The organism is Larkinella soli (genome assembly GCF_003703975.1).
Lineage (GTDB): Bacteria > Bacteroidota > Bacteroidia > Cytophagales > Spirosomataceae > Larkinella > Larkinella soli.
On sequence record NZ_QTJY01000003.1, the window covers coordinates 283,718 to 304,233 of the forward strand.

General features: G+C 59.5%; 21 protein-coding genes. 8 read left to right on the forward strand and 13 right to left on the reverse strand.

The genetic code is table 11. The features are described 5' to 3' along the window. The first annotated feature begins 58 nt into the window (after positions 1-58). The gene (locus tag DX909_RS11000; protein WP_128545224.1) at positions 59-1,267 is read left to right on the forward strand and encodes an MraY family glycosyltransferase; all 1,209 of its coding nucleotides are present in this window, start codon (positions 59-61) and stop codon (positions 1,265-1,267) included. A gap of 365 nt (positions 1,268-1,632) precedes the next feature. Here DX909_RS11000 and DX909_RS11005 read toward each other — a convergent pair whose 3' ends face one another. Continuing rightward, the gene (locus tag DX909_RS11005) at positions 1,633-2,175 is read right to left on the reverse strand and encodes a YciE/YciF ferroxidase family protein (protein ID WP_128545225.1); all 543 of its coding nucleotides are present in this window, start codon (positions 2,173-2,175) and stop codon (positions 1,633-1,635) included. Positions 2,176-2,397: 222 nt separating this feature from the next. Here DX909_RS11005 and DX909_RS11010 point away from each other — a divergent pair, with 222 nt between their 5' ends. Further along, the gene (locus DX909_RS11010; RefSeq protein ID WP_128545226.1) at positions 2,398-2,796 is read left to right on the forward strand and encodes a hypothetical protein; all 399 of its coding nucleotides are present in this window, start codon (positions 2,398-2,400) and stop codon (positions 2,794-2,796) included. Between the two features lie 177 nt (positions 2,797-2,973). Here DX909_RS11010 and DX909_RS11015 read toward each other — a convergent pair whose 3' ends face one another. The 5 genes from DX909_RS11015 to DX909_RS11035 form a co-directional block, all read right to left on the reverse strand. Next, the gene (locus DX909_RS11015) at positions 2,974-3,861 is read right to left on the reverse strand and encodes a cation diffusion facilitator family transporter (protein WP_128545227.1); all 888 of its coding nucleotides are present in this window, start codon (positions 3,859-3,861) and stop codon (positions 2,974-2,976) included. Between the two features lie 64 nt (positions 3,862-3,925). Next, the gene (locus DX909_RS11020) at positions 3,926-4,660 is read right to left on the reverse strand and encodes a LytR/AlgR family response regulator transcription factor (RefSeq protein ID WP_128545228.1); all 735 of its coding nucleotides are present in this window, start codon (positions 4,658-4,660) and stop codon (positions 3,926-3,928) included. 13 nt (positions 4,661-4,673) lie between these two features. Next, positions 4,674-5,192, reverse strand: a complete 519-nt coding sequence (locus DX909_RS11025) for a hypothetical protein (RefSeq protein ID WP_128545229.1) — start codon at positions 5,190-5,192, stop codon at positions 4,674-4,676. Next, a complete protein-coding gene (locus DX909_RS11030; RefSeq protein ID WP_128545230.1) occupies positions 5,189-5,701 on the reverse strand; it encodes a hypothetical protein in 513 nt (170 codons plus the stop codon). Before DX909_RS11030 ends, DX909_RS11025 begins: the two co-directional genes overlap by 4 nt. A gap of 1 nt (position 5,702) precedes the next feature. After that, complete coding sequence (locus tag DX909_RS11035; protein ID WP_128545231.1) at positions 5,703-6,764, reverse strand: sensor histidine kinase; 1,062 nt, start codon at positions 6,762-6,764, stop codon at positions 5,703-5,705. 226 nt (positions 6,765-6,990) lie between these two features. Between DX909_RS11035 and DX909_RS11040 the strand changes: the two genes are divergently transcribed. Both DX909_RS11040 and DX909_RS11045 read left to right on the forward strand, forming a co-directional pair. Continuing rightward, positions 6,991-7,617 (forward strand): dioxygenase family protein, encoded by a 627-nt coding sequence (locus DX909_RS11040; RefSeq protein WP_128545232.1) that lies wholly within the window; start codon positions 6,991-6,993, stop codon positions 7,615-7,617. A 68-nt stretch (positions 7,618-7,685) separates the two neighbouring features. Further along, the gene (locus DX909_RS11045; protein ID WP_128545233.1) at positions 7,686-8,477 is read left to right on the forward strand and encodes an MBL fold metallo-hydrolase; all 792 of its coding nucleotides are present in this window, start codon (positions 7,686-7,688) and stop codon (positions 8,475-8,477) included. Here DX909_RS11045 and DX909_RS11050 read toward each other — a convergent pair whose 3' ends face one another. From DX909_RS11050 to DX909_RS11060, 3 genes are all read right to left on the reverse strand, one after another. Continuing rightward, the gene (locus DX909_RS11050) at positions 8,478-8,771 is read right to left on the reverse strand and encodes a hypothetical protein (RefSeq protein ID WP_128545234.1); all 294 of its coding nucleotides are present in this window, start codon (positions 8,769-8,771) and stop codon (positions 8,478-8,480) included. A 445-nt stretch (positions 8,772-9,216) separates the two neighbouring features. Beyond that, positions 9,217-9,726, reverse strand: a complete 510-nt coding sequence (locus tag DX909_RS11055) for a hypothetical protein (RefSeq protein WP_128545235.1) — start codon at positions 9,724-9,726, stop codon at positions 9,217-9,219. Positions 9,727-9,742: 16 nt separating this feature from the next. After that, positions 9,743-10,897 carry a zinc-dependent alcohol dehydrogenase gene (locus DX909_RS11060; protein WP_128545236.1) on the reverse strand — a complete coding sequence of 385 codons (1,155 nt, stop codon included), beginning with the start codon at positions 10,895-10,897 and terminating at the stop codon, positions 9,743-9,745. Between the two features lie 208 nt (positions 10,898-11,105). Here DX909_RS11060 and DX909_RS11065 point away from each other — a divergent pair, with 208 nt between their 5' ends. Further along, positions 11,106-13,271: a xanthine dehydrogenase family protein molybdopterin-binding subunit gene (locus DX909_RS11065; RefSeq protein WP_164851258.1), complete on the forward strand. Its 2,166-nt coding sequence runs from the start codon at positions 11,106-11,108 to the stop codon at positions 13,269-13,271. 10 nt (positions 13,272-13,281) lie between these two features. On the opposite strand, the gene DX909_RS11070 is transcribed toward DX909_RS11065, so the two are convergent. Beyond that, the gene (locus DX909_RS11070; RefSeq protein WP_128545238.1) at positions 13,282-14,190 is read right to left on the reverse strand and encodes a Nif3-like dinuclear metal center hexameric protein; all 909 of its coding nucleotides are present in this window, start codon (positions 14,188-14,190) and stop codon (positions 13,282-13,284) included. A gap of 556 nt (positions 14,191-14,746) precedes the next feature. Here DX909_RS11070 and DX909_RS11075 point away from each other — a divergent pair. The 3 genes from DX909_RS11075 to DX909_RS11085 are packed head-to-tail and all read left to right on the forward strand — an operon-like array spanning position 14,747 to position 17,175. Next, positions 14,747-15,772 (forward strand): sensor histidine kinase, encoded by a 1,026-nt coding sequence (locus DX909_RS11075; protein ID WP_128545239.1) that lies wholly within the window; start codon positions 14,747-14,749, stop codon positions 15,770-15,772. Further along, entirely contained in the window at positions 15,769-16,560 is a 792-nt protein-coding gene (locus DX909_RS11080) for a LytR/AlgR family response regulator transcription factor (RefSeq protein WP_128545240.1), read from the forward strand. Before DX909_RS11075 ends, DX909_RS11080 begins: the two co-directional genes overlap by 4 nt. A 42-nt stretch (positions 16,561-16,602) precedes the next feature. Then, the gene (locus DX909_RS11085; protein ID WP_128545241.1) at positions 16,603-17,175 is read left to right on the forward strand and encodes a hypothetical protein; all 573 of its coding nucleotides are present in this window, start codon (positions 16,603-16,605) and stop codon (positions 17,173-17,175) included. A gap of 68 nt (positions 17,176-17,243) precedes the next feature. On the opposite strand, the gene DX909_RS11090 is transcribed toward DX909_RS11085, so the two are convergent. The 3 genes from DX909_RS11090 to DX909_RS11100 all read right to left on the reverse strand — a co-directional run bounded on the left by DX909_RS11090 (position 17,244) and on the right by DX909_RS11100 (position 20,488). Next, positions 17,244-18,167 carry a YsnF/AvaK domain-containing protein gene (locus DX909_RS11090; protein WP_128545242.1) on the reverse strand — a complete coding sequence of 308 codons (924 nt, stop codon included), beginning with the start codon at positions 18,165-18,167 and terminating at the stop codon, positions 17,244-17,246. 44 nt (positions 18,168-18,211) lie between these two features. Beyond that, on the reverse strand, positions 18,212-18,676 hold the full coding sequence (locus DX909_RS11095) for a YsnF/AvaK domain-containing protein (protein WP_128545243.1): 465 nt from the start codon (positions 18,674-18,676) through the stop codon (positions 18,212-18,214). Between the two features lie 219 nt (positions 18,677-18,895). After that, a complete protein-coding gene (locus DX909_RS11100; RefSeq protein ID WP_128545244.1) occupies positions 18,896-20,488 on the reverse strand; it encodes a hypothetical protein in 1,593 nt (530 codons plus the stop codon). Positions 20,489-20,516: the final 28 nt, after the last annotated feature.

A 20,516-nucleotide genomic window follows, 5' to 3' on the forward strand; every position in this document is an offset into this window, starting at 1 on the left:
ACATTTACATCTTTAACTGCCCTGCTTCTGAGTTTTTGTACTCACACCAACCTCCACTATGAACATCGAGTTGCTGCTGGCCTATATCCAAAAAAAATTAACCGACGATCTTTTTCAACTGGGTTTGTACCAGTGTCTGCTGTCGTTTCTGGTTGCCTGCTTTGTATCGGTTGTCTCGATTCCGGTGGTTATCAAGATTTCGGAACTCAAGTTTCTGATGGAGAAGCCGGGCGTGCGGAGTTCTCATAAACAGGCCACGCCCACCTTCGGGGGCATCGCCATCTTTGCCGCCATCCTGATCAGCTACTTCCTCTGGCCGGCCATCGACCAGACCGACATTTACCGAACGAACCTGTCGGTAGTAGGGATGGCGATCCTGTTCTTCATCGGCATCAAGGACGACATGGTCGGCATCGACCCCAACAAGAAAATCTTTTTCCAGATTCTGCCGTCGCTGATTCTGATTTTCTTCGGCAAGCTCCGGATCGACTACCTCTACGGAATCTTCGGTTTTTACCATATCAACGACCTGTTCTCGGTTCTGATCACCTGTTTCATCTTCATTGCGATCATCAACGCCATCAACCTGATCGACGGGATCGACGGTCTGGCGGGCGGAATCGCGACGCTGGCGAGCCTGACTTTCGGGGGCTGGTTTCTGTTGACGGGGCACTTTTCGATGGCCTGTCTGGCCTTCACGCTTTCGGGCGCACTGGTCGGGTTCCTGCGGTTCAACTTCTCGCACACCAGCAAGATTTTCATGGGGAATACAGGCTCGCTGATTCTGGGCTTTCTGCTCTCGTTCTTCGCCGTCCGGTTCGTGAACCTGAACAACACCTACCGCTTCGATCCTACCTCGTTTTTCAACGCACCGATCATCGCCATCGTCATCCTGATCGTGCCGATCTTCGACACGCTGCGGGTCTTTCTGGTTCGTATACTGGCCGGGCGTTCGCCCTTCTCCGCCGACCGGAACCACATGCACCACATCCTGATCGACAACGGGCTGTCGCATGCCGCAGCCACCCTGGTTCTCTGCACTATGTCGCTGGCCAACACCGTCCTGTTCTTCCTGTTCCACCGGAACATTTCGAATACGATGTCGCTGGTGATTCTGATCGGGATGTTTTTCGTTTACATGGCCGCGGGCGTTCTGCTGAAAACCATGGCGCGGGTCCGGGCCATCTCCAAACCCCGCCGGAAAGGCCTTTTCGTCCGCCAGCTCCTGAGCACCGTGAGCCGGAAGGACATGCTGAAATACCTTTGAAAGTTAAGGAGTTGAGGGGTTGGGGAGTTTAGGAGTCGGGGCTGGGCCGTCTGAGCTTAAGTCCTCCCCGAACGGTTTGTCATCGCGACCGGTTTTGTCATCCGGCCAGCTTTGTCCCCCCGCCGGTTTGTCATCCCGAGGAACGAGGGACCTTGAGCTTCGGCGCTCCATCAGATGGGTCATTGAGCCACAGGGTCCCTCCTGCGTCGGGAGGACAAAGGCGCCGGGGCCATAAAAATCGGGCGGGCGGAGGACGATCAAAAACCGTCCTCCGCCCGCCCGATTCTGCTTCGAGGGGTTCGTCAGGGGGTCCTCCCGCACATCCTTACAACTCCCATACCCCCAAACACCCTAACCCCCCAAACTTATTCCGCAGCCGCCCGCTGGTTGACGAACGACTCGGCCACGGCCGTCAGTTTGGCGTCGGTGGCTTTTTCTTCTTCCAGCGTCTGCTGGAGCAGTTGGGCCGCTTCGTTGAAGCCGAGCATCTGGGCCAGCGTCCGCAGGGAACCATAGGCCGAAATTTCGTAATGTTCGATTTTCTGGGCCGAGATGATCAGACCGGCATCCCGGGTCAGGGTGCCTTCCTGCGTTTCGTCGATCACTTCCTCCCCTTCTTCCACCAGGCCGTCCATGGCCTCACAGGTTACTTCCTCAGCCTCTTCCCCGACCGAACGGAACACCTGCTCCAGGCGGGATACCTGGTTCTGAGTTTCCTGCAGGTGCATCTGGAAAGCCGAACGCAGCTCCTGGGTGGTGGCTTTCTCAGCCATGACCGGCAGGTTGTCTACCAGTTTTTTCTCGGCATAATAAATGTCTTTCAGTTCATGCAGGAACAGTTCCCGCAGTGAAGTGTCATTGTCTTCCCCACGGAAGAAATTACCGACTGAATCAGTGAATGAAGCCATAACTCACGTTGAGTTTGAGTGTGAAAAAATGAGTTTTCAGACCGACCGAAAGGTGGGCCTGTCGAAAAAAGTAACCGCCTGTCTTTCGGGAATGTTTGGCCGTTTCGGGTGTTATCGGGAAATTCTTAGGGGGCGGGAAGAAAGCCGTCCCGGCACCGGCCCGGCCGCCAACAATCCGGACCAGCGTTGGTTATACGACTACAACCCAAATCAACTACCGCTATGGAAAATGCCATGAACGATGACTTCAACGAGGACAATCTTTCGGATCAGGGAACGATTCAGGAGGGAGGCACCTTCCAGACCGATACCTATTCCGACGCCTACGGCCAGAACCAGTCCGATCCCTTCCCCGGTTCGGGTCCGGACCGGAACGCGCCCCCCCTCGACGAAACGCTGGAGATTCCACCGCTGTCCGAAGCCGATACCGCCCCCATGTTTACCGACCTGGGCCTGGGCGAAGAAGACACCTACAACAAAGCCGGCGACGAGGCTACGGACACGATGCTGTTTACCGACACCCATACCGCCATCAATACCGCCGAGAATCGCTCCAACTCGCTCGCCTATGAAGGTGATCTGGACGATTTAACGGAGGAAATCGATGAAAACGACCTGTAAAAAAATAAAGTTTGGCACGGTCGTTGCCATAAATGAGGCATCAGGAGGTGACGCACCGTGGTAAAAGGCCTGCCTGACACCTGGACTTTTACCACGGTCACTCAACCGCATTGGTAAGGATATTATAAGACAGAGAAGACCGACATCCCGGCTCATTACGAAGCCGGGTTTGTTTTTTTAATCCGGTTCTACATGAATCAGTACGTCGTAGACCGCCGGCCGGGCTTCCTTGATCGACGCCTTTACCCGGTGAGCGATCTCGTGTCCCTCCCGGACCGTAAGATCACCCGAAACCCGCAGGTGCAGATCGACAAAATATTCAAAGCCGGTTTTGCGGACGAAGCATTTCTCCACATTCTGGACACCCTCTACCGTCAGCGCCAGCGCTTCGATCTCCTCCCGCCAGTTGCCCGGGGGCGACTCGTCCATGATCTCTCCGAACGACGGCCGAAAAATGTGGTAGGCATTGTAGAAAATGATGCAGGAGGCCAGCAGGGCCGCCCAATCGTCGGCGCTTTCGTATCCGGGGCCGCCGATCAGCGCAATCGAGATGCCCACGAAAGCCGTCAGGGAAGTGATGGCGTCGGCCCGGTGGTGCCAGGCATCGGCCTTGACGGCGCTGCTCCCGGTTTCGGCCCCGACGGCCGCAATCCGACGGAACAGCACCTCCTTCACCAGCACCACCCCCGCCAGCACCGCCAGCGTATACGGCGCCGGGAGTTCGTGCGGCTGCTGAATATTCTGAAGGCTCTGAACGCCGATCAGGATGGCCGCCCCCACAAGGGCAAACGATACCACGATGGCCGCCAGCGGCTCCGCCTTCCCGTGCCCGTAAGGGTGGTTTTCGTCCGGTTTTCGGGCCGCGGCCCGCAGGCCCAGCCAGACGAAGGCGGAGGTGATCATATCGGTGGCGGATTCGAGCGCATCGGCGATCAGGGCGTAGGAATTGCCCAGCCAGCCGGCCAGTCCCTTCACAATTACCAGCCCGAGGTTGACCGCGATGCCCACCAGGGTTGTCTTCTGGCCCTGTTCGGCCCGGTGCCGTTTCTTCTGCGTTTGTTCCATCCGTCGGAATACTCCCCATACAACGTGGGAAATTTCCCGAGGGTTTCACCGAAAGGGCGGCCGCCTATTCTGAGGACGTTTTTTTACGGAGAACGGGCAGTATCCTATCCAGTTCCTCCCGGTAATTCCTGCCCACCGGAACCGCGTTGCCGTTTACGATCAGCCGGTTTCGTTCGATCCGGCTGATCCGGGACACCGACACGATGAAGGATTTATGGACGCGGAGGAAACGGTCGGGCGGAAACAGCTCCTGCATGGCCTTGACCGAGCCTTTCAGGACGATCCGGCCCGTGTCGGTATGGATGATGGCGTAGTCTTTCAGCCCCTGAATGTACAGGACCTGGTCGAAATGCAGAGGCAGCCGCTGCACCCCGCTTTTGACAAACACCATACCGCCCGGCTCCCCCGGCGGCCGGTCGAGGATGCCGGTATTCTGGTCCCGCAATGACAGAAAATCCCGGACCTTGTCCATGGCCAGCACAAAGCGGGGAAAGGCGATGGGCTTCAGCAGGAAGTCGATTACGCCCAGCTCGAATCCCTCGAAGGCATAGTCGCGGTAGGCGGTGGTGAATACCGTGACCGGCGGCTGCGGCAGGGCTTTCAGGAGGTCGATGCCCGTCATTTCGGGCATTTCGATATCCAGGAACAGCACACCGGCCTCGTTTTCGGTCAGATACCGCACGGCTTCGCGGGCATTCCCGAACTGAACCACCGAACTGACGTCCGGGAGCCGGCGCAGATAGCCTTCCAGCACCTCGCGCGCCGGAGCTTCGTCATCGACCACCACACAGTTCAGCATCGCCGTTCAGAAATCAGTGTCCCGGGTTGATCACCCGGTTGAGCGTGTAACTAAAATCGGCATTGCCGACCCGGAAACCGCCCTTCTGGTCGAGCATGAACAGCACGTGGTCGTCAGCCTGAAGAAAGGACAGGGAAACGTCCGGGCGGTCAGGGTCCAGTTTCAGAATGACCGCTTCCGGGTCGGAGGGCGTTCTCCGGAGCAGTTCCCACCGGCCTTCCCGAACCCGGTCGCGGTTCATGGTTCCGAAAAGCCGGTAAGTCGTCGGCCGGCGGGTGGCGGGGTCCTGAAAGAGGACGATCCGCAGTTTTACCTTCGTACATTCCGGCCGGAGCGGCACCTTCCAGGTTTCGGCCAGCCCGGCGCAGGGCACCCGTCCGTCGAACACGCCGAATACGCCGGAGCCTTCCGGCAGGGGCGTACGGGCGGTGTTCACCGAGGGCACGTTAGCCGGCCGGCTCTCTTGGGAAACCGCCGGTCCTGCCGTCAGCAACCCGGCCGAAATACCGAGTGTCAGAAGAAGCCTTTTCATGGGTTTCCGTCTTTCCGGTTCAGTGAATAACTCCAGCCGGCATTCCCGATCATCAGCCGGTTTTCCGGGTCCAGGAGGTGAAGCAGCCGGGCATCCAGCCGCCGGAAGGAAAGCGGGGTTCCGTTTCCTGTCGGGTCGAGCCGGTACACGGTCCGGCGGTCGGCCTCCTTCCGGACCTCCCAGGTTCCGGCCATTTCGGCGACGGAACCGCCGTTGCGGAAGTCGGGCGTTCCGGGTTGGGTCATTCCGTAGCGATACCGAAGGCCGAAACGCGAAGGGCCACGGTCGGTCAGCCGGGGGTGCAGGGTCAATTCCCATCGAATCATTTCACAGTCGGTATTCAAAGGAATGGACAGCATTTTCCGGGGAAGGTCGTCGCAGGGGCTGGTGCCGACGAACACTTCAGGCTCCGGTGATGCGGTCCGGCTCCCCGAAAGGGCCAGGCCGGCGAGCACCGGCAGCAGGAGCCGATACGGCCGGAAAACGGTATGAATCGAATGTTTCTTCATCTCATAGGGCAATTTCAAGGGTCACCCGGAACAGGGACGGCTGGTCGTCGATTCGCAGCGAGTGGGCACCCGGATACAGCAGTTCGAGCCGCTTGCGCAGGTTGGTCAGGCCGATGCCGCCTTTTCCGGCCGACGAAAGGGCCGGCGGTTTGCTGTTTTCCACCGTGAACTGCACGACCGACCGGTCCACGGTCAGGGTACCGTGCAGACGGGCCTGCCGGGCCTGTTTTCCGACTCCGTGCTTGACGGCATTTTCGACCAGGGGCAGCAGCAGATGCGGGGCCATCTCCAGCCCGTTCATCTCGCCCTGCACCTCCAGCGAAATGTCGGAATCCTCCCGGCAGCGCAATTTTTCCAGGTCGAGGTAGTTTTTCAGATAATCGACCTCCTTTTCCAGCGGCACGCGTACCTCGTCGCTATCATACAGCATATATTCCATCATATCGGCCAGTTTCAGCACCATGTCCGGGGCCCGGTCCGATTTTTTGAGCGTCAGGGCATACAGGTTGTTGAGGCTGTTGAACAGAAAATGCGGGTTGACCTGCGACCGCAGAAAGTTGACTTCCGCCTGGAGCTTTTCGACCGTAATTTTCTGCAAAAGCCGCTGCTGCTCATACCAGTCGAGGCTCATACGGAGGGCCACCATCAGCCCCAGGTACCAGAGGGTGCTGAAAAAGTTGTAGGAAAGCGTTTCGACCCAATTGCTGTTCCGCATCGGACCGATCACAAAACCGTAGAGCCAGTAATCGGTCAGGGCCTGCACCAGCAGGTAGCCCAGAATGGACAGGAAGATCATCGAGAAATACCGCAGATACCGGCCTTTCAGCAGGTAACGGGGCAGGAAGAAATGCAGGTTCAGGTAGGCAATACCGATCAGCAGGACGATCCGGACCAGCACGCAGATCAGAAAATACGGCAGGCTGGCCTTGAAAATCAGATATCGTTTTTCGTAGAGGAAAAAGCCGGTGATCAGCACCCAGTAAGCCGCATGCACCAGCGCGTACTTCATCGTGGTGGTCCGGTTGGACAGCGGAAGTCGGATCGGTCGGTCAAGAAAATCCATCGGTCGGAAATGAGGTCGGTTGCGGGACGGGCCTCTTTCGGACCGCCCGCAATATAAATGAACGCAAAAGCCGGGTCACCGGAAAAAATTATCGACCAACAACCGGAAAAGTAGAGGAATGGCCCCCGGCCGGCGGCTCCTCTATTTTTTCGGACGTTTGTCTACTATTTTTTCGAAAGCCGACGGAAAGTAATTGATTTGGAGGAAATTAATTCAATTTCCTGCTATGAAAACGACCGGGTTCCTTCTCCTGATTGCAGCGTTGCTGAGCGGCTTCTCCCTCTTCGGTCAGGACCGGAAGGTGGGCGGCCCCTGTGAAGGCTGCGAAGCGATTTTTGAATCCCCGATACCGTTCGAGGCTCTGAAAAGCGTCGTTCTGCTTCCGGATGCCGATTGGGACGGTAAAAAGCCGCTCGGCATTAACGGCGTCGTCTATAAAGCCGACGGCCGGACCCCGGCACCCGGGGTGGTTCTGTACGTCTACCACACCAACGAAAAAGGGATTTATCCGAAGAAGGGCGATGAGCAGGGCTGGGGCCGGCGGCACGGTTACCTGCGGGGCTGGATGCGGACCAACGAGAAAGGCGAGTACAAGTTCGTGACCCTGCGGCCGGCCCCCTATCCCGGCCGGACCGATCCGGCCCACATCCACATCATCGTGAAGGAACCGGGTCTGGAACCCTATTATATCGATGACTATACTTTTGCCGACGATCCGCTGACGGCGGGTCACCGGTCGCCCGGGCGGGGCGGCCCCGGTCTCCTCAAACTGATCGACGTCGGCAATATGTACAAAGCGGAACGGAACATATATCTGGGCCGGAACATCACGGATTACCCGGCCGCGCCCTGAAGCCGGAGCCCTGATTTTTTACGTCCGGCCATGGGACTAAAAATCTCCAAAAGCTGTTTCTTTGTAGAATGAGGCAGCTGTTTATTACGTCCCTGAATTCGGGCAGCAACGGAAACTGTTATTACATCGGCAACGAACAGGACGCGGTTCTCGTAGACGCGGGCATCTCCTGCCGCGAAACCGAAAAACGGCTCCGGCGGCTGGGCCTGTCGATGGATACCGTCCGGGCAATTTTTATTTCCCACGAACATTCCGACCACATCCGGGGCGTCCCGCAGCTGGCCCGCAAGTACCAGCTTCCCGTCTATATTACCCGCCGTACCTACCTGCAATCGGGCTTTCCGGACGGGTGGTTTCCGGTCCGGACACTGGAAAGCCACGAGCCGGTGCAGATCGGCGACCTGAGAATTACGGCCTTCCCCAAGCTCCACGATGCCTGCGACCCGCACAGCTTTCTGGTCTCCTGCCACGACACGCGCGTGGGTGTTTTCACCGACATCGGCCAGGCCTGCGAGCAGGTGGTGAGCTATTTCAGCCGGTGCCACGCGGCTTTTCTGGAAGCGAATTACGACGAAGACATGCTGGAATCAGGCCGGTATCCCTACTACCTCAAACGACGGATCCGGGGCGGTATGGGGCATCTTTCCAACCGCCAGGCGCTGGACCTGTTCCGCAACCACAAACCGTCGTATATGAGCCACGTCCTGTTGTCGCACCTCTCGAAGGAAAACAACTGCCCGGTGCGGACGCGGGACCTGTTTTCAGCCCATCAGGACGGCACGGAGGTGATCGTGGCCTCGCGCTTCGAGGAAACCCCGGTTTTCACGATCCGGGGGCAGGAGGTTGAAGAACTTCTGTGATCAGACCTCATTTCGGGCGGCCGATCCTGGTTTGGGCTGGTAGAGAATCGTGAAACTGAAGATGACGTCGTCGCCGAGGGAATAGCATCCCTGGCTGATCGACAGGATTTCCGCCCCCTGCCGGGACAGCGTCCGGGCATTTTCTATATCCTTCACCACACTGTCGATTTCCCGCATCAGCTGGAAGCTGACTCCCGCATCGGCCGGGTCATCCGCCAGATTGGGATGCGTTTTCCGAAGAAGTTCACGGCGGGAAAAATGAACGACAAAGACATTCGTTTCGGTTTTATTCATAGAGCTGCGACCGGGCATTCCCGAAAAAACGGAGGCTGGTCCCGTTAAGGAAGGGAGCGATGTTAAGAAACCACTTAAAATTCGCTTAGAAACTCCTTAGAACCGGCCAAATCCGAGCCTGCAGCCGACACCCGGCCTCCTGAGAGCTTGTTTGGGGAAACGGTTTGTCATCCCGACGCAGGAGGGATCCTGGGGCTTGGGCGGCTTTTACCTCCAACCCCCAGCCGGACCACCCCCAGCCCCCTCCTTAGCAAGGAGGGGGAGAGCGCTGCCAGAATCAAATCCTGCGGAGCCACCCCCTCCTTGCTAAGGAGGGGGCTGGGGGGTGGTCAACAGGATGACAAAACGCCCGGAAGGGCAAAAACCCTACACCAAACCTCTCCTAAAAACAAGGAGCCCCCGCACCGATACGGTGCGGGGGCTTCCTCCGTTGCATTCGGTTCAATCAGTCGCGTCTCCGTTTTTTTCGGCCCGGTGACAGCCACGCATAGACTGCATAGGTGATCACGGCGGCCACGGCGATGTCCTTGATCAGGCCCGACCGGTCGTGTTTCCACTTGACCTTCCAGCCCCGTTCGGCAAAGATGTTGGGGATGTGGCCGTGTTTAATGTCGTCGATGAGCCCTTCCACCACATCGACACGGTCGGCCAGCACCAGCGGGAGCCAGTGTTTGTAGTCGCTCTCGCTGTATTTGAACGCATACCGGCGCAGCTGACCGCTCAGTCCTTTCGGCGGCAGGGTGCTGCCGTAGACCGCGCTGACATTGGGCCGCTCGTTCGAGTGCAGCACCTCCACCGTAATAGGCTGCTGGGTGGGGCGTTCCCACGTGTACCCGAGCTGCTCCTCATCGGTGCGGGCCTTCATGGGATAGGTCGGATCGTTGGCCGGGTCGGCATCGATGCCCCAGCCTTTGATGTCGGGGCGGCTTCTTACGCCTGTTTCCGTATTTTCCATAGGGTTGTGTTGGGCTTTAGCTTCTCGCGGTTGGGGGAATCAGAACGGGTTTGATGCAGTTGTCGAGCTTGTCGGAGAACATCCGGTAGGCGTCGGAGATTTCTTCCAGCGGGATGCGGTGCGTAATGAGGGCTTTCGGATTGAGCGTACCCGACATGACATGTTCGATCAGCCTCGGCAGGTGCTTCTTCACCGATGCCTGGTTGGCCCGGATGGTCAGTCCCTTGTTCACCACATTGCCGATGGGAATCAGTGAATCAATCGGGCCATAGACCCCGACAATAGAGACGATCCCACCCTTCTTAACCGCGTTGATCGCCCAGTGCAGGGCCGTTGCGGAACCGCCGGTCATCAGCATTTTCCGCCCCAGCAGCGTCTGCGCCGTGTTTCCGGCCGCGTCGGCCCCGACGGCATCGATGCAGACGTCGGCCCCCAGCCAGTCGGTGGTTTTCTTCACGAAAAGAACCACGTCGTCGATCTCCTTGTAGTTATAAGCCTCGCAGCTGGCGTAGTTACGGACAAATTCCAGCCGGTAATCGACCTCGTCGAAGACGATCACCCGCCCGGCTCCGAACAGCCAGCAGCAACGCGCGGCCATGATGCCCACCGGGCCGGCCCCAAACACCACCACCGTGTCGCCGGGCTGTATCCCGCCCATTTCGGCGGCCTGGTAGGCCGTCGGCACCACGTCCGTGAGCAGCACGGCGTCGTCGGGGTCCATGCCTTCCGGAATGACCGTCGGGCCGACGTTCGCGTACGGAACCCGTACAAACTCGGCCTGCCCGCCGGCGAAACCGCCCGCCGTGTGGGAATACCCGAAAATACCGCCCACGGCCGTAGCCTGCGGGTTGGATTCGTGACAGTTGCCGAACAGGCCCTGGCGGCAGAAGGCGCATTTGCCGCAGGCAATATTGAACGGCACCAGCACATGATCGCCTACCTTCAGTTTATGAACCTCCGGTCCGATCTCCTCCACTACGCCGATAAATTCATGGCCGAACGTACTGCCCACCCGCGTATCGGGCACAAGGCCGTTGTACAGGTGAAGATCGGACCCGCAGATGCAGGAGCGGGTTACCCGGACAATGGCGTCTTCGGGGTGCTCGATCTGGGGCATGGGTTTTTGGTCAACTCGGACCCGCATGGGTCCACGGTAATTCATTGCCAGCATACGATTGGTCCCTCCATCTTTTTAAACGATTCAGCGCACGGACCGAAGGTCCACGCATTCAGGTAGAATAGATCTGACGGGAGAAATGTTGGAAGTAATGATTCAACGGGCCGACCGAGTTACCCCAAACTGTGGGATGGGAACCGGGCCGGAAAACCGTATCTTTCCTCTTTCTACCAACTGGTTTTCAGGAAAAACGGCCCCGGCCATGCAACGACGCTTCTTTCTCCAGACTTCCCTGACCGCCGGCGGTGCGCTGCTGCTAGGCTTCCACCTCCGCGGGAAGCGGCCGGCCGGCGCTTCCCCGGCCTCCGTCGAACTCAACGGCTTTGTCCGGATCGCTCCCGACAACCGGATCACGATCATGGCTTCACGGCCGGAAATCGGCCAGGGCGTCAAGACCTCGGTTCCGCTCCTGATCGCCGAGGAACTCGATGCCGACTGGTCGGATATCCAGGTCGAGCAGGCGCCCTTCGACCCGCAGTACGGCGATCAGTTTACGGGCGGAAGCGACGCCATGCGGTCTAATTTTCTGGAACTACGGAAGGTGGGGGCAGCCGCCCGGGCGCTGCTGGTGAAAGCCGCAGCCGCGCGCTGGAAAATCCCCGAAAGCGACTGCCTCACCGAAAAAAGTCACGTGCTTTCCAGAACCGGGAACCGGCGGCTCTCCTACGGCGAACTGGCCGCCGAAGCCGCTAAACTGCCCGCTCCGCAGAACCCGCCCCTGAAAGACCCCTCCGCCTTCCGGCTGATCGGAACGAGCGTCCCGGACCCCGACACGCCGGCCATCGTGACCGGAAAGCCTCTGTTCGGACTGGACATTCAGTTACCGGGGATGCTGTATGCCTGCATCGCCAAACCACCCCGGTTCGGAGCCAACGTGATTTCGGTGAACGACGCCCGCGCCCGGGCTGTCCCCGGGGTGAAGCAGATCGTCCGGCTCCAGCCCCACCCCACCCCCGGCATCGAAACCGGCGGGGTGGCCGTGGTCGCCACCTCTACCTGGGCCGCCATGAAAGGCCGGAATGCCCTGGAAATCACCTGGAGCGAGGGCGACGACCCAACGGAAAGCAGCGAAGGCCTGCGAAAGAAATTCGAAACCATCCTGTCGAGTTCCGACCTGACCGCCGTCCGGCAGGACGGCGACGTGCAGACCGCCCTCGGCGGGGCGGCCAAACGTGTGGAAGCCGACTATGAGCTTCCGTTCCTGGCGCACGTGACGATGGAACCGCAGAACTATACGGCCTGGGTCCGGAAAGACCGCTGCGAACTCTGGGGTTCGACGCAGGTGCCGGATACGATCATGGAATACGCCACCATGCTGACGGGGCTTTCTCCTTCGGCCATCAAAATCCATCTGAACCGCTCGGGAGGGGGGTTCGGCCGGCGGCTCAACGCCGACTATGCCGCCGATGCCCTGCTGGTGTCGAAGGAAACCGGGACGCCCGTGCAGGTGGTCTGGACGCGGGAGGACGACCTCCTGCACGATTTTTACCGGCCCGCCGGGATGTACCGGATCGCGGCCGGGCTGGATGCCGACGGCCGGCTGACGGCCTGGCATATGAAGGCCGCCACCACCTCCCGCTACGCCTTCCGCAAAGCCGACCGCTCTCCCCACATCACCGAAGTGTTCCCCGACGAACTCCCGGCCGGCTTCGTCCCCCATTTCCGGCTCGACTACCGGAACCCGCCCTCGACGGTCCCGGTGGGCGCCTGGCGGGCGCCCGGCCATAACGCCACGGCCTTCGTCATCCAGTCGATGCTGGACGAACTGGCCCATGCCGCCGGGAAAGACCCGCTGGCGTTCCGGCTGGACCTGATCGGCGACCATGAAGTGATGAAATACCGCGATCACGGGGGCGATTACGATGCGCGGGAACTACGGGCCGTGCTGCAACTGGCGGCCGATAAGGCCGGCTGGGGCAAACCGCTCGAAAAAGGCCGCTATCAGGGGCTGTCGGCCCATGTTACTTTCGGGGTGCCGGTGGCGGAGGTGGCCGAAATATCCGTGGACGGGTCGGGCGGCATCCGCGTCCATAAAATCACGGCGGCCGTGGACTGCGGCCAGGTCATCAACCGGAACGGCGCCCGCCAGCAGGTGGCCGGGGCCATTCTGGACGGCCTCGGCGCGGCCCTGTACGGCCAGGTAACCATTGAGAAGGCGGCCGCCCGGCAAACCAATTTTCACCAGTACCGGATGCTGCGGATGTCGGAAGCGCCGGAGGTGGAGGTGCATTTAGTCGAAAGCCGGAAAGCTCCGAAAGGACTGGGCGAGATGGGCCTTCCGCCGGTGGCTGCGGCCGTCTGCAATGCCGTATTTGCCGCCACCGGCCGACGGATCCGCCGGCTGCCCCTCCTGTCGAACCTCAGCTAACGGCCGGGTTTCACTCGTAGGTAAACGGATTTCCGGAAGCAATGTAGCGGACCTTCACGCCCGGCACTTTGGGCTGGAGCCAGGAGACGAGCCACTCCATCCCGGCGGCTTCGCTCATGATGTGACCCAGCACGACCAGCGACACCTTTTGTCCCTCCTGCCGGGCATCCCGGATGTACTCGGGCGTCTCCCATTCACTGACCTCCCCGCAAAGGACGGCGTCGGGCCGCACCTTCTGGATCGCGCTGATCTGATTGCGCCCGCCCGGCGCCCCCGGCAGCAGCAGCACCCGGCGGCACACCTGGCTGCGGTCGCCGACCACCCGGACCATTTTGATACCGAGTTTGCTCTTGGCGTGGGCGATGATCTGGTGGAGCGGAGTAGCCGGCAGATTCAGCAGCAGCGGGTTGGCCGGGTCGACGTACTTCTCCCAGCCCAGGGCGGCCATCATGCCGGAGGTGATGCCGTCGGGGCGGTGCGAATGCCAGTAGTCATGGAAGCGCCAGACCGCGATGTTGTTTTTCGTCAGCAGATCCTGTTTGTGCCGGAACACCTCGTCCTGCTTCAGCCAGTCGGTTTCGTCGAGGTGGTTGTAGAAGGTCGGTTCGTGGGCGATGATGAAGTTGGCACCGGCGGCCACGGTCTTTTCGATCACCTCGGTGGTGGTGAACATGGTCGTGACGATGCCGGTCACCGCCTGCTCCGGTTTTCCCGACTTCAGCGTATCGACGGTTTTCGAAAAGGGAGCATTCGGTATCGTCTTCAGAATCAGCTCCATCACCTCTCCTACCGTGAGCGGAGCTTTAGGATGACTCAGCGGTGCAGACCGGCTGATCAGGGGCGAGCCAAGGAACAGGGACGTGCCGACGGCTCTGGTCAGGTCGGCCATAAAACGGCGTCTGCCGGTATGGGGTTTCATGAGGAGGAATCAGTTGGTAAGGGAAGGTAGCAAGTTATTGAATTACGGCGGAATGTCCCGGGCGACCGGCGAAATTCTACCCCTTTCTCCCGGTCGATGCCTGCGGTTTCCACAGCCGCGGCCCCTCTTGCCGGTCGGGCAGGCTTTCCCGTTCCAGTGCTGCCGGCGTCGGCTACAAAAGAAAATCTATTTTCTAACACCGTTAACTCGGTCGGATGGGCGGTACAAGGACGGTCCCAACTGCATCGGCGTCGGTTTTCCACCACTTTGGGGCAGGGGTTATTCTTCCGGCCCGACTGATTTGACAGGAAGCCGGCCCGGCGTCCGATCCAGGCTAAAAAGAAAGCGGGTTCAGGGCGGCATGCCGCCCTCCGAAGGGACAGGAATTTCCTATTTACTATATTGAAAATCAATATGGGAAGCGTAAGGAATTGAGAATCCGGCTTTGGATGGCCGGCTACAACTCAGTGCGGGTTTTCTGCGACTCATACAGCCGCTCCGACGGGTGAAACGGAAGGGTGTTTGCTTTTGCTCCGGGACCGGTTTGTTTTGTAACATGAGACTGATCAACGACATCCGGGTTCGCATCTTCGGCATTCTGGTCGTCGCCACGCTCCGGCTGGGCCTGATGGTCGACCTCTGGGTGGAGGAGAACATCAACTGGATGATGGTAGTCGAGAACACGCTGTTCGCAGCCGCCGTCATCTGGGAGGCCAGCCGGCTCATCGTCGTGTTCATGCACCGGCGTTACCCGCTCCATCAGCTGACTCTGTGGCGGTTCGGCCGGGAACTCGGGCTGCTGTTTCTCCTGCTCGGCGGCTTATACGGCACCTGGATGCTGATTTATCCGTACTGGGCCAATGAAGACCCCGTCCCGCCGTTCTTCTACCTGTTCGGTCTTTTTTACACGTACCTGTACGGCCTGCTGGTCGCCGGTTTTTACGAATTCTTATATTATATGGAAGCCTGGCAGAAATCCAATCAGGAAGCCGAACAACTCAAGAAAGCCAATCTGGTCAGCCAGCTGGACTCGCTCAAAAACCAGGTCAAACCGCACTTCCTGTTCAACAGCCTGAACACGCTGACGGCCCTCGTGGAGAAAGACCAGGCCCAGGCGGTGCGGTTCATAGCGGAGCTGTCTAAAGTGTACCGGTACCTGCTCCAGAGCAACGAAAACGCCCTGATATCGCTCGGCGGGGAATTGCAGTTCACGCAGGCGTATTTCTTCCTGCTGCAAACCCGCTTCGGCCAGGGCATCTCGCTGACGGTCGAGGGAGCGGAGCCCTACGAACATTACCTGATTCCCCCGCTGACGCTCCAGATGCTGGTGGAAAATGCGGTCAAGCACAACCAGGTCTCGATCAGCAAACCCCTCTGCGTCGGCATCGGGGTCGAAGGCGGCCGGTGGCTGTCGGTGACCAACAACGTGCAGCAGAAACGGGTGAGCATCCCGACCACCGGAACCGGGCTGGCCAACATTGCGGCCAAATACCGGCTGCTCAACCAGCCCGAAGTGCAGGTGATGGCCGAGCCCAGCCGATTTACCGTCAAAGTACCACTGATTCAACCCGTTACCGAATGAACCTGTTTATCATTGAAGACGAGATCGTGGCGGCCGAACGCATTCGGGAGCTGGTGCAGCAAACCGCCCCCGACGCCCGGATCGTGGGCTGGGCCGACAGCATCGAGGACAGCGTGACCTTTCTGCGCAGCCACGCCGACGGCCCCGACCGCCCGGACCTGATCCTGATGGACATCGAACTGGTCGACGGACAGAGCTTCGAAATCTTTCGGGAGGTGGAGGTACCCTGCCCCGTGATTTTCACGACGGCCTATGACGAATATGCGCTCCAGGCCTTCAAGGTTCACAGCATCGACTACCTGCTCAAACCCATCCAGCGGGAGGAACTGCGCAGCAGCCTGACCAAATTCCGGCAGCTGAGCGAGCGATACCGCCCGGCCGGGCCGGCCTTCGACATGAACGCTCTGATCGACCAGCTCCGGCGATCGACCCTGACCGGGCCGGTTTCACCCCGGGAATACTTCCTGGTCCGGCAGGGACAGCGGCTCATTTCGGTCGGGGTGGGAGAAATCGCCTATTTCTACAGTGAAGACCGGGTAACCTTCCTGAAAACGCACGACGGGCGGTATTTTCCGGTCGATCAGCCGCTGGAAGACATCGAGGGACAGATCGACGAGCGGCAGTTCTTCCGGGCCAGCCGCCAGTTTCTGGTCGCGCGCCCGGCCGTCAGCGGAGTTTATGTCCATTTGAACGGCAAACTGAAAATAACTCTGAAACCAACCATTACGGAGATGCTGTTCGTCAGCCGCGACCGCGCTCCGGAGTTTCGGAAATGGCTCGGAGGCTGAACAGACCATGCTTTTATCCATATCCTCTAAACAACAAATCTAATGAACAACAAAACGCTCGGCGTCCTGGCCCTTCTGGGAGCCCCCGCCATGTACCTTGGCATCCTGGCCGAAGAACACTATCCCTCGCTGCATGAAAAATGGTGGACCGGCGCCTGGGGAATTACCTACATCACAGCTTTTATGATCAGCATCGTGGCGCTCCGCCGGATGCGCGTCACCGGCGACACCCGATTCGGCCGACGGCTGCCCGAGGTCCTGCTGGGAACCCTGACCCTGGCCAACGTGTCCAACTTCTGGCTGCTGGTGGCCCCCGACTACCGCCCGACCGTCTACTGGGTGCTGGATACGTTCTGGCCCCTGAGCCACCTCCTGATGATCCCGTTCGGCATCCTGGTCATCCGGACCCGGCGGCTTTCGGGCTGGCGCCGGTACATACCGCTGCTCTGCGGCTGCTGGCTTCCGCTGGCGATGGCAACCAAATTCGGGGTTCCGGCACCGGTTGCCCTGTTCTTCGGCGGAATCTACAATGCCCTGGCCTGGTGCCTGCTGGCAGCGGTGGTGATCGCTCCCGCCAAAGCGCGGGAGCCTGATCTGAAAGCCTTTCCAGCCTGACATCAATCAAAAAAGCGGGGCCTGATTGCTCAGGCCCCGCTTCAGGTTCACTCGTATGTGCCCGGGAATCAGAACGTATTGTCGGTAGACCGGTTGCGGGTCTGGTCGATGTCGCGGTCAGTCAGCTGATCGCGGTCGCGGTTCAGGTTCTCGACATCCACTTCCGTCTTGCGGACCGTGTCGCGAATGGTCTCTTCCCGCTCTTCCACTTCCTTGCTCAGTGAAACTTCTTCCACCACGCGGGCTTCCTTGTTCACCACCGGCACTTCGGCCCGTTCGGTCAGTTCGATTTCACCTTCCTTGAAGTTGGAGAAGTCGGCTTCCGTAGCCGGCCGGTCGACGGCCTGACGGTTCACCCGAACGTGCTCCTGGCGAAGCCGCAGGGTTTCTTCCACCGGTTTTTCAACGACCCGGCTGCGCAGTCGTGCACCGCCAGTGGTCACTTCACGTTTGCCTACCTGCAGGTTCTCCTCCACTACCTTGATGGAACCGGTATCGTTAAGATCCGTATCTCTCAGGTTGGTCGTGTCGGTCGTGCCGTAGGTTGTCTCATCGGTCGTGCCTGTAGCAGCATAACCGGTCGTCGTAGAGGCATCGGTGATCCCGGTGCGGCCTGCATAGCCGTATTGCTGCGCCCGCTCGTCGACGTTGACCGCCCCTGCATCATCCAGAATATCCGCAGCCCGTTCGGCTTCTTCGGCCGAGTCGGTATAGACGGTTACCAGAGAGCGCAGGCGCCGGGCCACTTCGCTGTACCGGTCGGCTTCGTCGTTGCTGCCGAAGAGGGAGCTGAAGAAATTGCCGATGCTGTCGCCGAAGCTGTCGTTATCGTCGTCCCGATCGGTCCGACGCTCCGAAACCGTACCGGATGTAGTCGAATTTTCAGTCGAAATATCGATATCGTCGTGGGTAAACCCATTGCTTACCAATTGCTGCACGGCCTGTCTTGCCTCTGCTTCGTTGTCGAACAACCCAATTACCGTCTGTGCCATGACTTTCCTGATTTTAAGTTTTAACGTTGATAAAAATGAACTGATTATTGATTATCTGATCCGGTGGCGTCCTGACGGGAAATCCCAACGGTGGGATTCCCGGAGACGGGAATCCGGTCGACGATGACCTCCTCCCGGCGCAGGGTAACCTGCTGGGAGGCACTGGTCATTTTCTGATTCTTACTGATCCGGATTTCCTCCACCAGTAACAACCGCTTCTCCACCACCACCACTTCCTGCAAAACGGGAAGAATCATCGTATCCCCTTCATACCGAACGGCTTCGGGCGGGGTTTCGATGTATTGATTCACCGGCACCCGCTCCACACTGTATTCTTCCGACAGGACCGGAATTTCAAACGTCTTTTCCTCTTCCGAAACTCGTTTGCTGACCCGGACGCTGCCCGTTTCCACCACCTGCTTGTCTACGACGATCCGTTCCTCGATAACGGGAATCACCTGCTTTGGTTCGGTCGACCGGTTTTCCGGCGGTTGCTGTTCAGGTATCATCGCGTTTCATAAGCTGGAAGTTGGTATGCCTCTAGGGTCAAGTTCTGTGCCAGCAAATAAATACAAACCATTCACCTAATAATCAAACTGTTATGAAAACGCTCCAAAAAATAGCGGGGCAATTCTCTCCACACTTGGGTATGGAGTTTTCTACGATGCCGATTTAGTCTATAAATCTGCATTACTTTTTCGTTAAGTTATCCACCGGCCTGCGGGGGTTCAGGGGGCGTCGAGAGCAATGATTCGGTCGGCCAGCGCCTTGCGGAGCCGGTCTTTGCGGGACGGGTCCATCCCGCCGTCCGCATCCACCAGCCGGGCGGCTTTTTCAAAACACGCCCGGGCCTCGGCTTTCCGGCCGACGGCCTGCCACGCCAGCCCGAGGTTCTCCTGCGCCCCTACCGACTTCGGAAAGGCTTCGGCGGCCAGCCGGCGGAGGGACAGAACGGTTTCGGGCCGATTCTGGCGGCTGAACCGGAAGGCATACAGGTGCATTGTCTGTTCGTCGAACAGTTCGAGGGAGGGGTTCAGGCGAACGGCCTCCCGGTAAATTCGGGCGGCTTTTTCCACCTCTCCGGCCATCACCAGCGTCTCAAACTCCCCCGGCGTCGGGACGGCCGGGAAAGCCGCCTTCCAACTTTCGAACCGGAGCAGTTCCGCAGGAAATCCCTTTTCGGGGGCGGTTTTCTTCAGGTAAGCAAGGCCGGCAGGGTCTTTTTTCACATGGGCCTGGAAGAAGTTCAGAATGCCGGCGAAGAGGTAGTGGCAGGCCATTCGCTTATCGGCCGGAAGGTTCGGCAGAACCGCCAGGTTGCCGACCAGCCAGGCATGATTCATCTCCTTTATAATTAAGAAATACCGCTCGGAATAAACCAGCGCATCGAACACCTCCCGGTTGGGCAGCAGGTCCGGCCGGGGGTCCTTCTCATCCTGAATGACGACCAGATACGGCACCCGCAGATTCACCGGAGCGTACCAGGGCGACTCCCGCAGGGTCCGGCTTCCCGCATTTTTTCCCTCCCAGCCGTCGAGGCTGACCACCGCGTCGGCCTGCATATTCTTCATCTGAAACAGCAGGCCGCTCATGCCGTCGAAGTTGATGCCCAGCACCCCCAGCCGGGTCGGGTCGGCGGTGGGCAGCGAATGGGCAAAGGCCAGCACATATTCGAGCTGGTCGATGCGTTCGTGAAGCGCGAGCTGGGGGCGGCTCGCCTGCAGGGTGGCGGTGCGGCCGATGCCGGGAGTGGCCAGAACGACGTAGCCGTGCGAGGCCAGGTATTCGTACATCACGCTGGCCGAAGCCGGGCCGCCGTCCAGCCCGGAAACGATCACCGGGAAAGGGCCGGATGCAGGTCTGGCTTCGCGATGGGCGGCCGTCGGCGTCCGGCGGATGGCCAGCAGGTCGGCATCGGTCAGTTCCAGCCCGGCACCGAACCGCACCAGCGCCCGCAGGCCCTCGGCCGCCCGGTTTTTCTCCTCGTCCGTCAGCGGCCGGAAGGTCTGCTTCTGCTCGTTCAGGTAAAGGTATTCTTCAAACAGGAGGCTCGGCTTCGACGGACCGGCCGGCGATCCGGCCGCCGGATACCACACGCTGATCTGAATCGGGAAGGCGTTTTCGCCCGGGTTGGCCCGGCCCTCAAAATCGGTTTTCGGCTGGAGATAACGGCCGCGGTCATACCGGTTGAAGACCTGGAAACCAACGGCAAACGGCCCCGGTTTCAAACCACCCGGCAGGGGAGCCGGGGCCGGCCGGGCCGATCCGGAGGACGTCGTCAGAAGGGCCAGAAGAATCAGGCCGGAGAAATACCGCTTCATATTGAACAGCTTAGGGTTGGGCCGTGTG

What these genes read in the sequence shown, in the direction of transcription:
- DX909_RS11005 (WP_128545225.1), bottom strand. Translation starts at nt 2,175, where the DNA reads ATGGCTTCATTCACTGATTCAGTCGGTAATTTCTTCCGTGGGGAAGAC.
- DX909_RS11065 (WP_164851258.1), top strand. Translation starts at nt 11,106, where the DNA reads ATGCAACGACGCTTCTTTCTCCAGACTTCCCTGACCGCCGGCGGTGCG.
- DX909_RS11075 (WP_128545239.1), top strand. Translation starts at nt 14,747, where the DNA reads ATGAGACTGATCAACGACATCCGGGTTCGCATCTTCGGCATTCTGGTC.
- DX909_RS11060 (WP_128545236.1), bottom strand. Translation starts at nt 10,897, where the DNA reads ATGCTGGCAATGAATTACCGTGGACCCATGCGGGTCCGAGTTGACCAA.
- DX909_RS11070 (WP_128545238.1), bottom strand. Translation starts at nt 14,190, where the DNA reads ATGAAACCCCATACCGGCAGACGCCGTTTTATGGCCGACCTGACCAGA.
- DX909_RS11015 (WP_128545227.1), bottom strand. Translation starts at nt 3,861, where the DNA reads ATGGAACAAACGCAGAAGAAACGGCACCGGGCCGAACAGGGCCAGAAG.
- DX909_RS11000 (WP_128545224.1), top strand. Translation starts at nt 59, where the DNA reads ATGAACATCGAGTTGCTGCTGGCCTATATCCAAAAAAAATTAACCGAC.
- DX909_RS11090 (WP_128545242.1), bottom strand. Translation starts at nt 18,167, where the DNA reads ATGGCACAGACGGTAATTGGGTTGTTCGACAACGAAGCAGAGGCAAGA.
- DX909_RS11080 (WP_128545240.1), top strand. Translation starts at nt 15,769, where the DNA reads ATGAACCTGTTTATCATTGAAGACGAGATCGTGGCGGCCGAACGCATT.
- DX909_RS11050 (WP_128545234.1), bottom strand. Translation starts at nt 8,771, where the DNA reads ATGAATAAAACCGAAACGAATGTCTTTGTCGTTCATTTTTCCCGCCGT.
- DX909_RS11095 (WP_128545243.1), bottom strand. Translation starts at nt 18,676, where the DNA reads ATGATACCTGAACAGCAACCGCCGGAAAACCGGTCGACCGAACCAAAG.
- DX909_RS11030 (WP_128545230.1), bottom strand. Translation starts at nt 5,701, where the DNA reads ATGAAGAAACATTCGATTCATACCGTTTTCCGGCCGTATCGGCTCCTG.
- DX909_RS11025 (WP_128545229.1), bottom strand. Translation starts at nt 5,192, where the DNA reads ATGAAAAGGCTTCTTCTGACACTCGGTATTTCGGCCGGGTTGCTGACG.
- DX909_RS11040 (WP_128545232.1), top strand. Translation starts at nt 6,991, where the DNA reads ATGAAAACGACCGGGTTCCTTCTCCTGATTGCAGCGTTGCTGAGCGGC.
- DX909_RS11085 (WP_128545241.1), top strand. Translation starts at nt 16,603, where the DNA reads ATGAACAACAAAACGCTCGGCGTCCTGGCCCTTCTGGGAGCCCCCGCC.
- DX909_RS11055 (WP_128545235.1), bottom strand. Translation starts at nt 9,726, where the DNA reads ATGGAAAATACGGAAACAGGCGTAAGAAGCCGCCCCGACATCAAAGGC.
- DX909_RS11045 (WP_128545233.1), top strand. Translation starts at nt 7,686, where the DNA reads ATGAGGCAGCTGTTTATTACGTCCCTGAATTCGGGCAGCAACGGAAAC.
- DX909_RS11010 (WP_128545226.1), top strand. Translation starts at nt 2,398, where the DNA reads ATGGAAAATGCCATGAACGATGACTTCAACGAGGACAATCTTTCGGAT.
- DX909_RS11035 (WP_128545231.1), bottom strand. Translation starts at nt 6,764, where the DNA reads ATGGATTTTCTTGACCGACCGATCCGACTTCCGCTGTCCAACCGGACC.
- DX909_RS11020 (WP_128545228.1), bottom strand. Translation starts at nt 4,660, where the DNA reads ATGCTGAACTGTGTGGTGGTCGATGACGAAGCTCCGGCGCGCGAGGTG.
- DX909_RS11100 (WP_128545244.1), bottom strand. Translation starts at nt 20,488, where the DNA reads ATGAAGCGGTATTTCTCCGGCCTGATTCTTCTGGCCCTTCTGACGACG.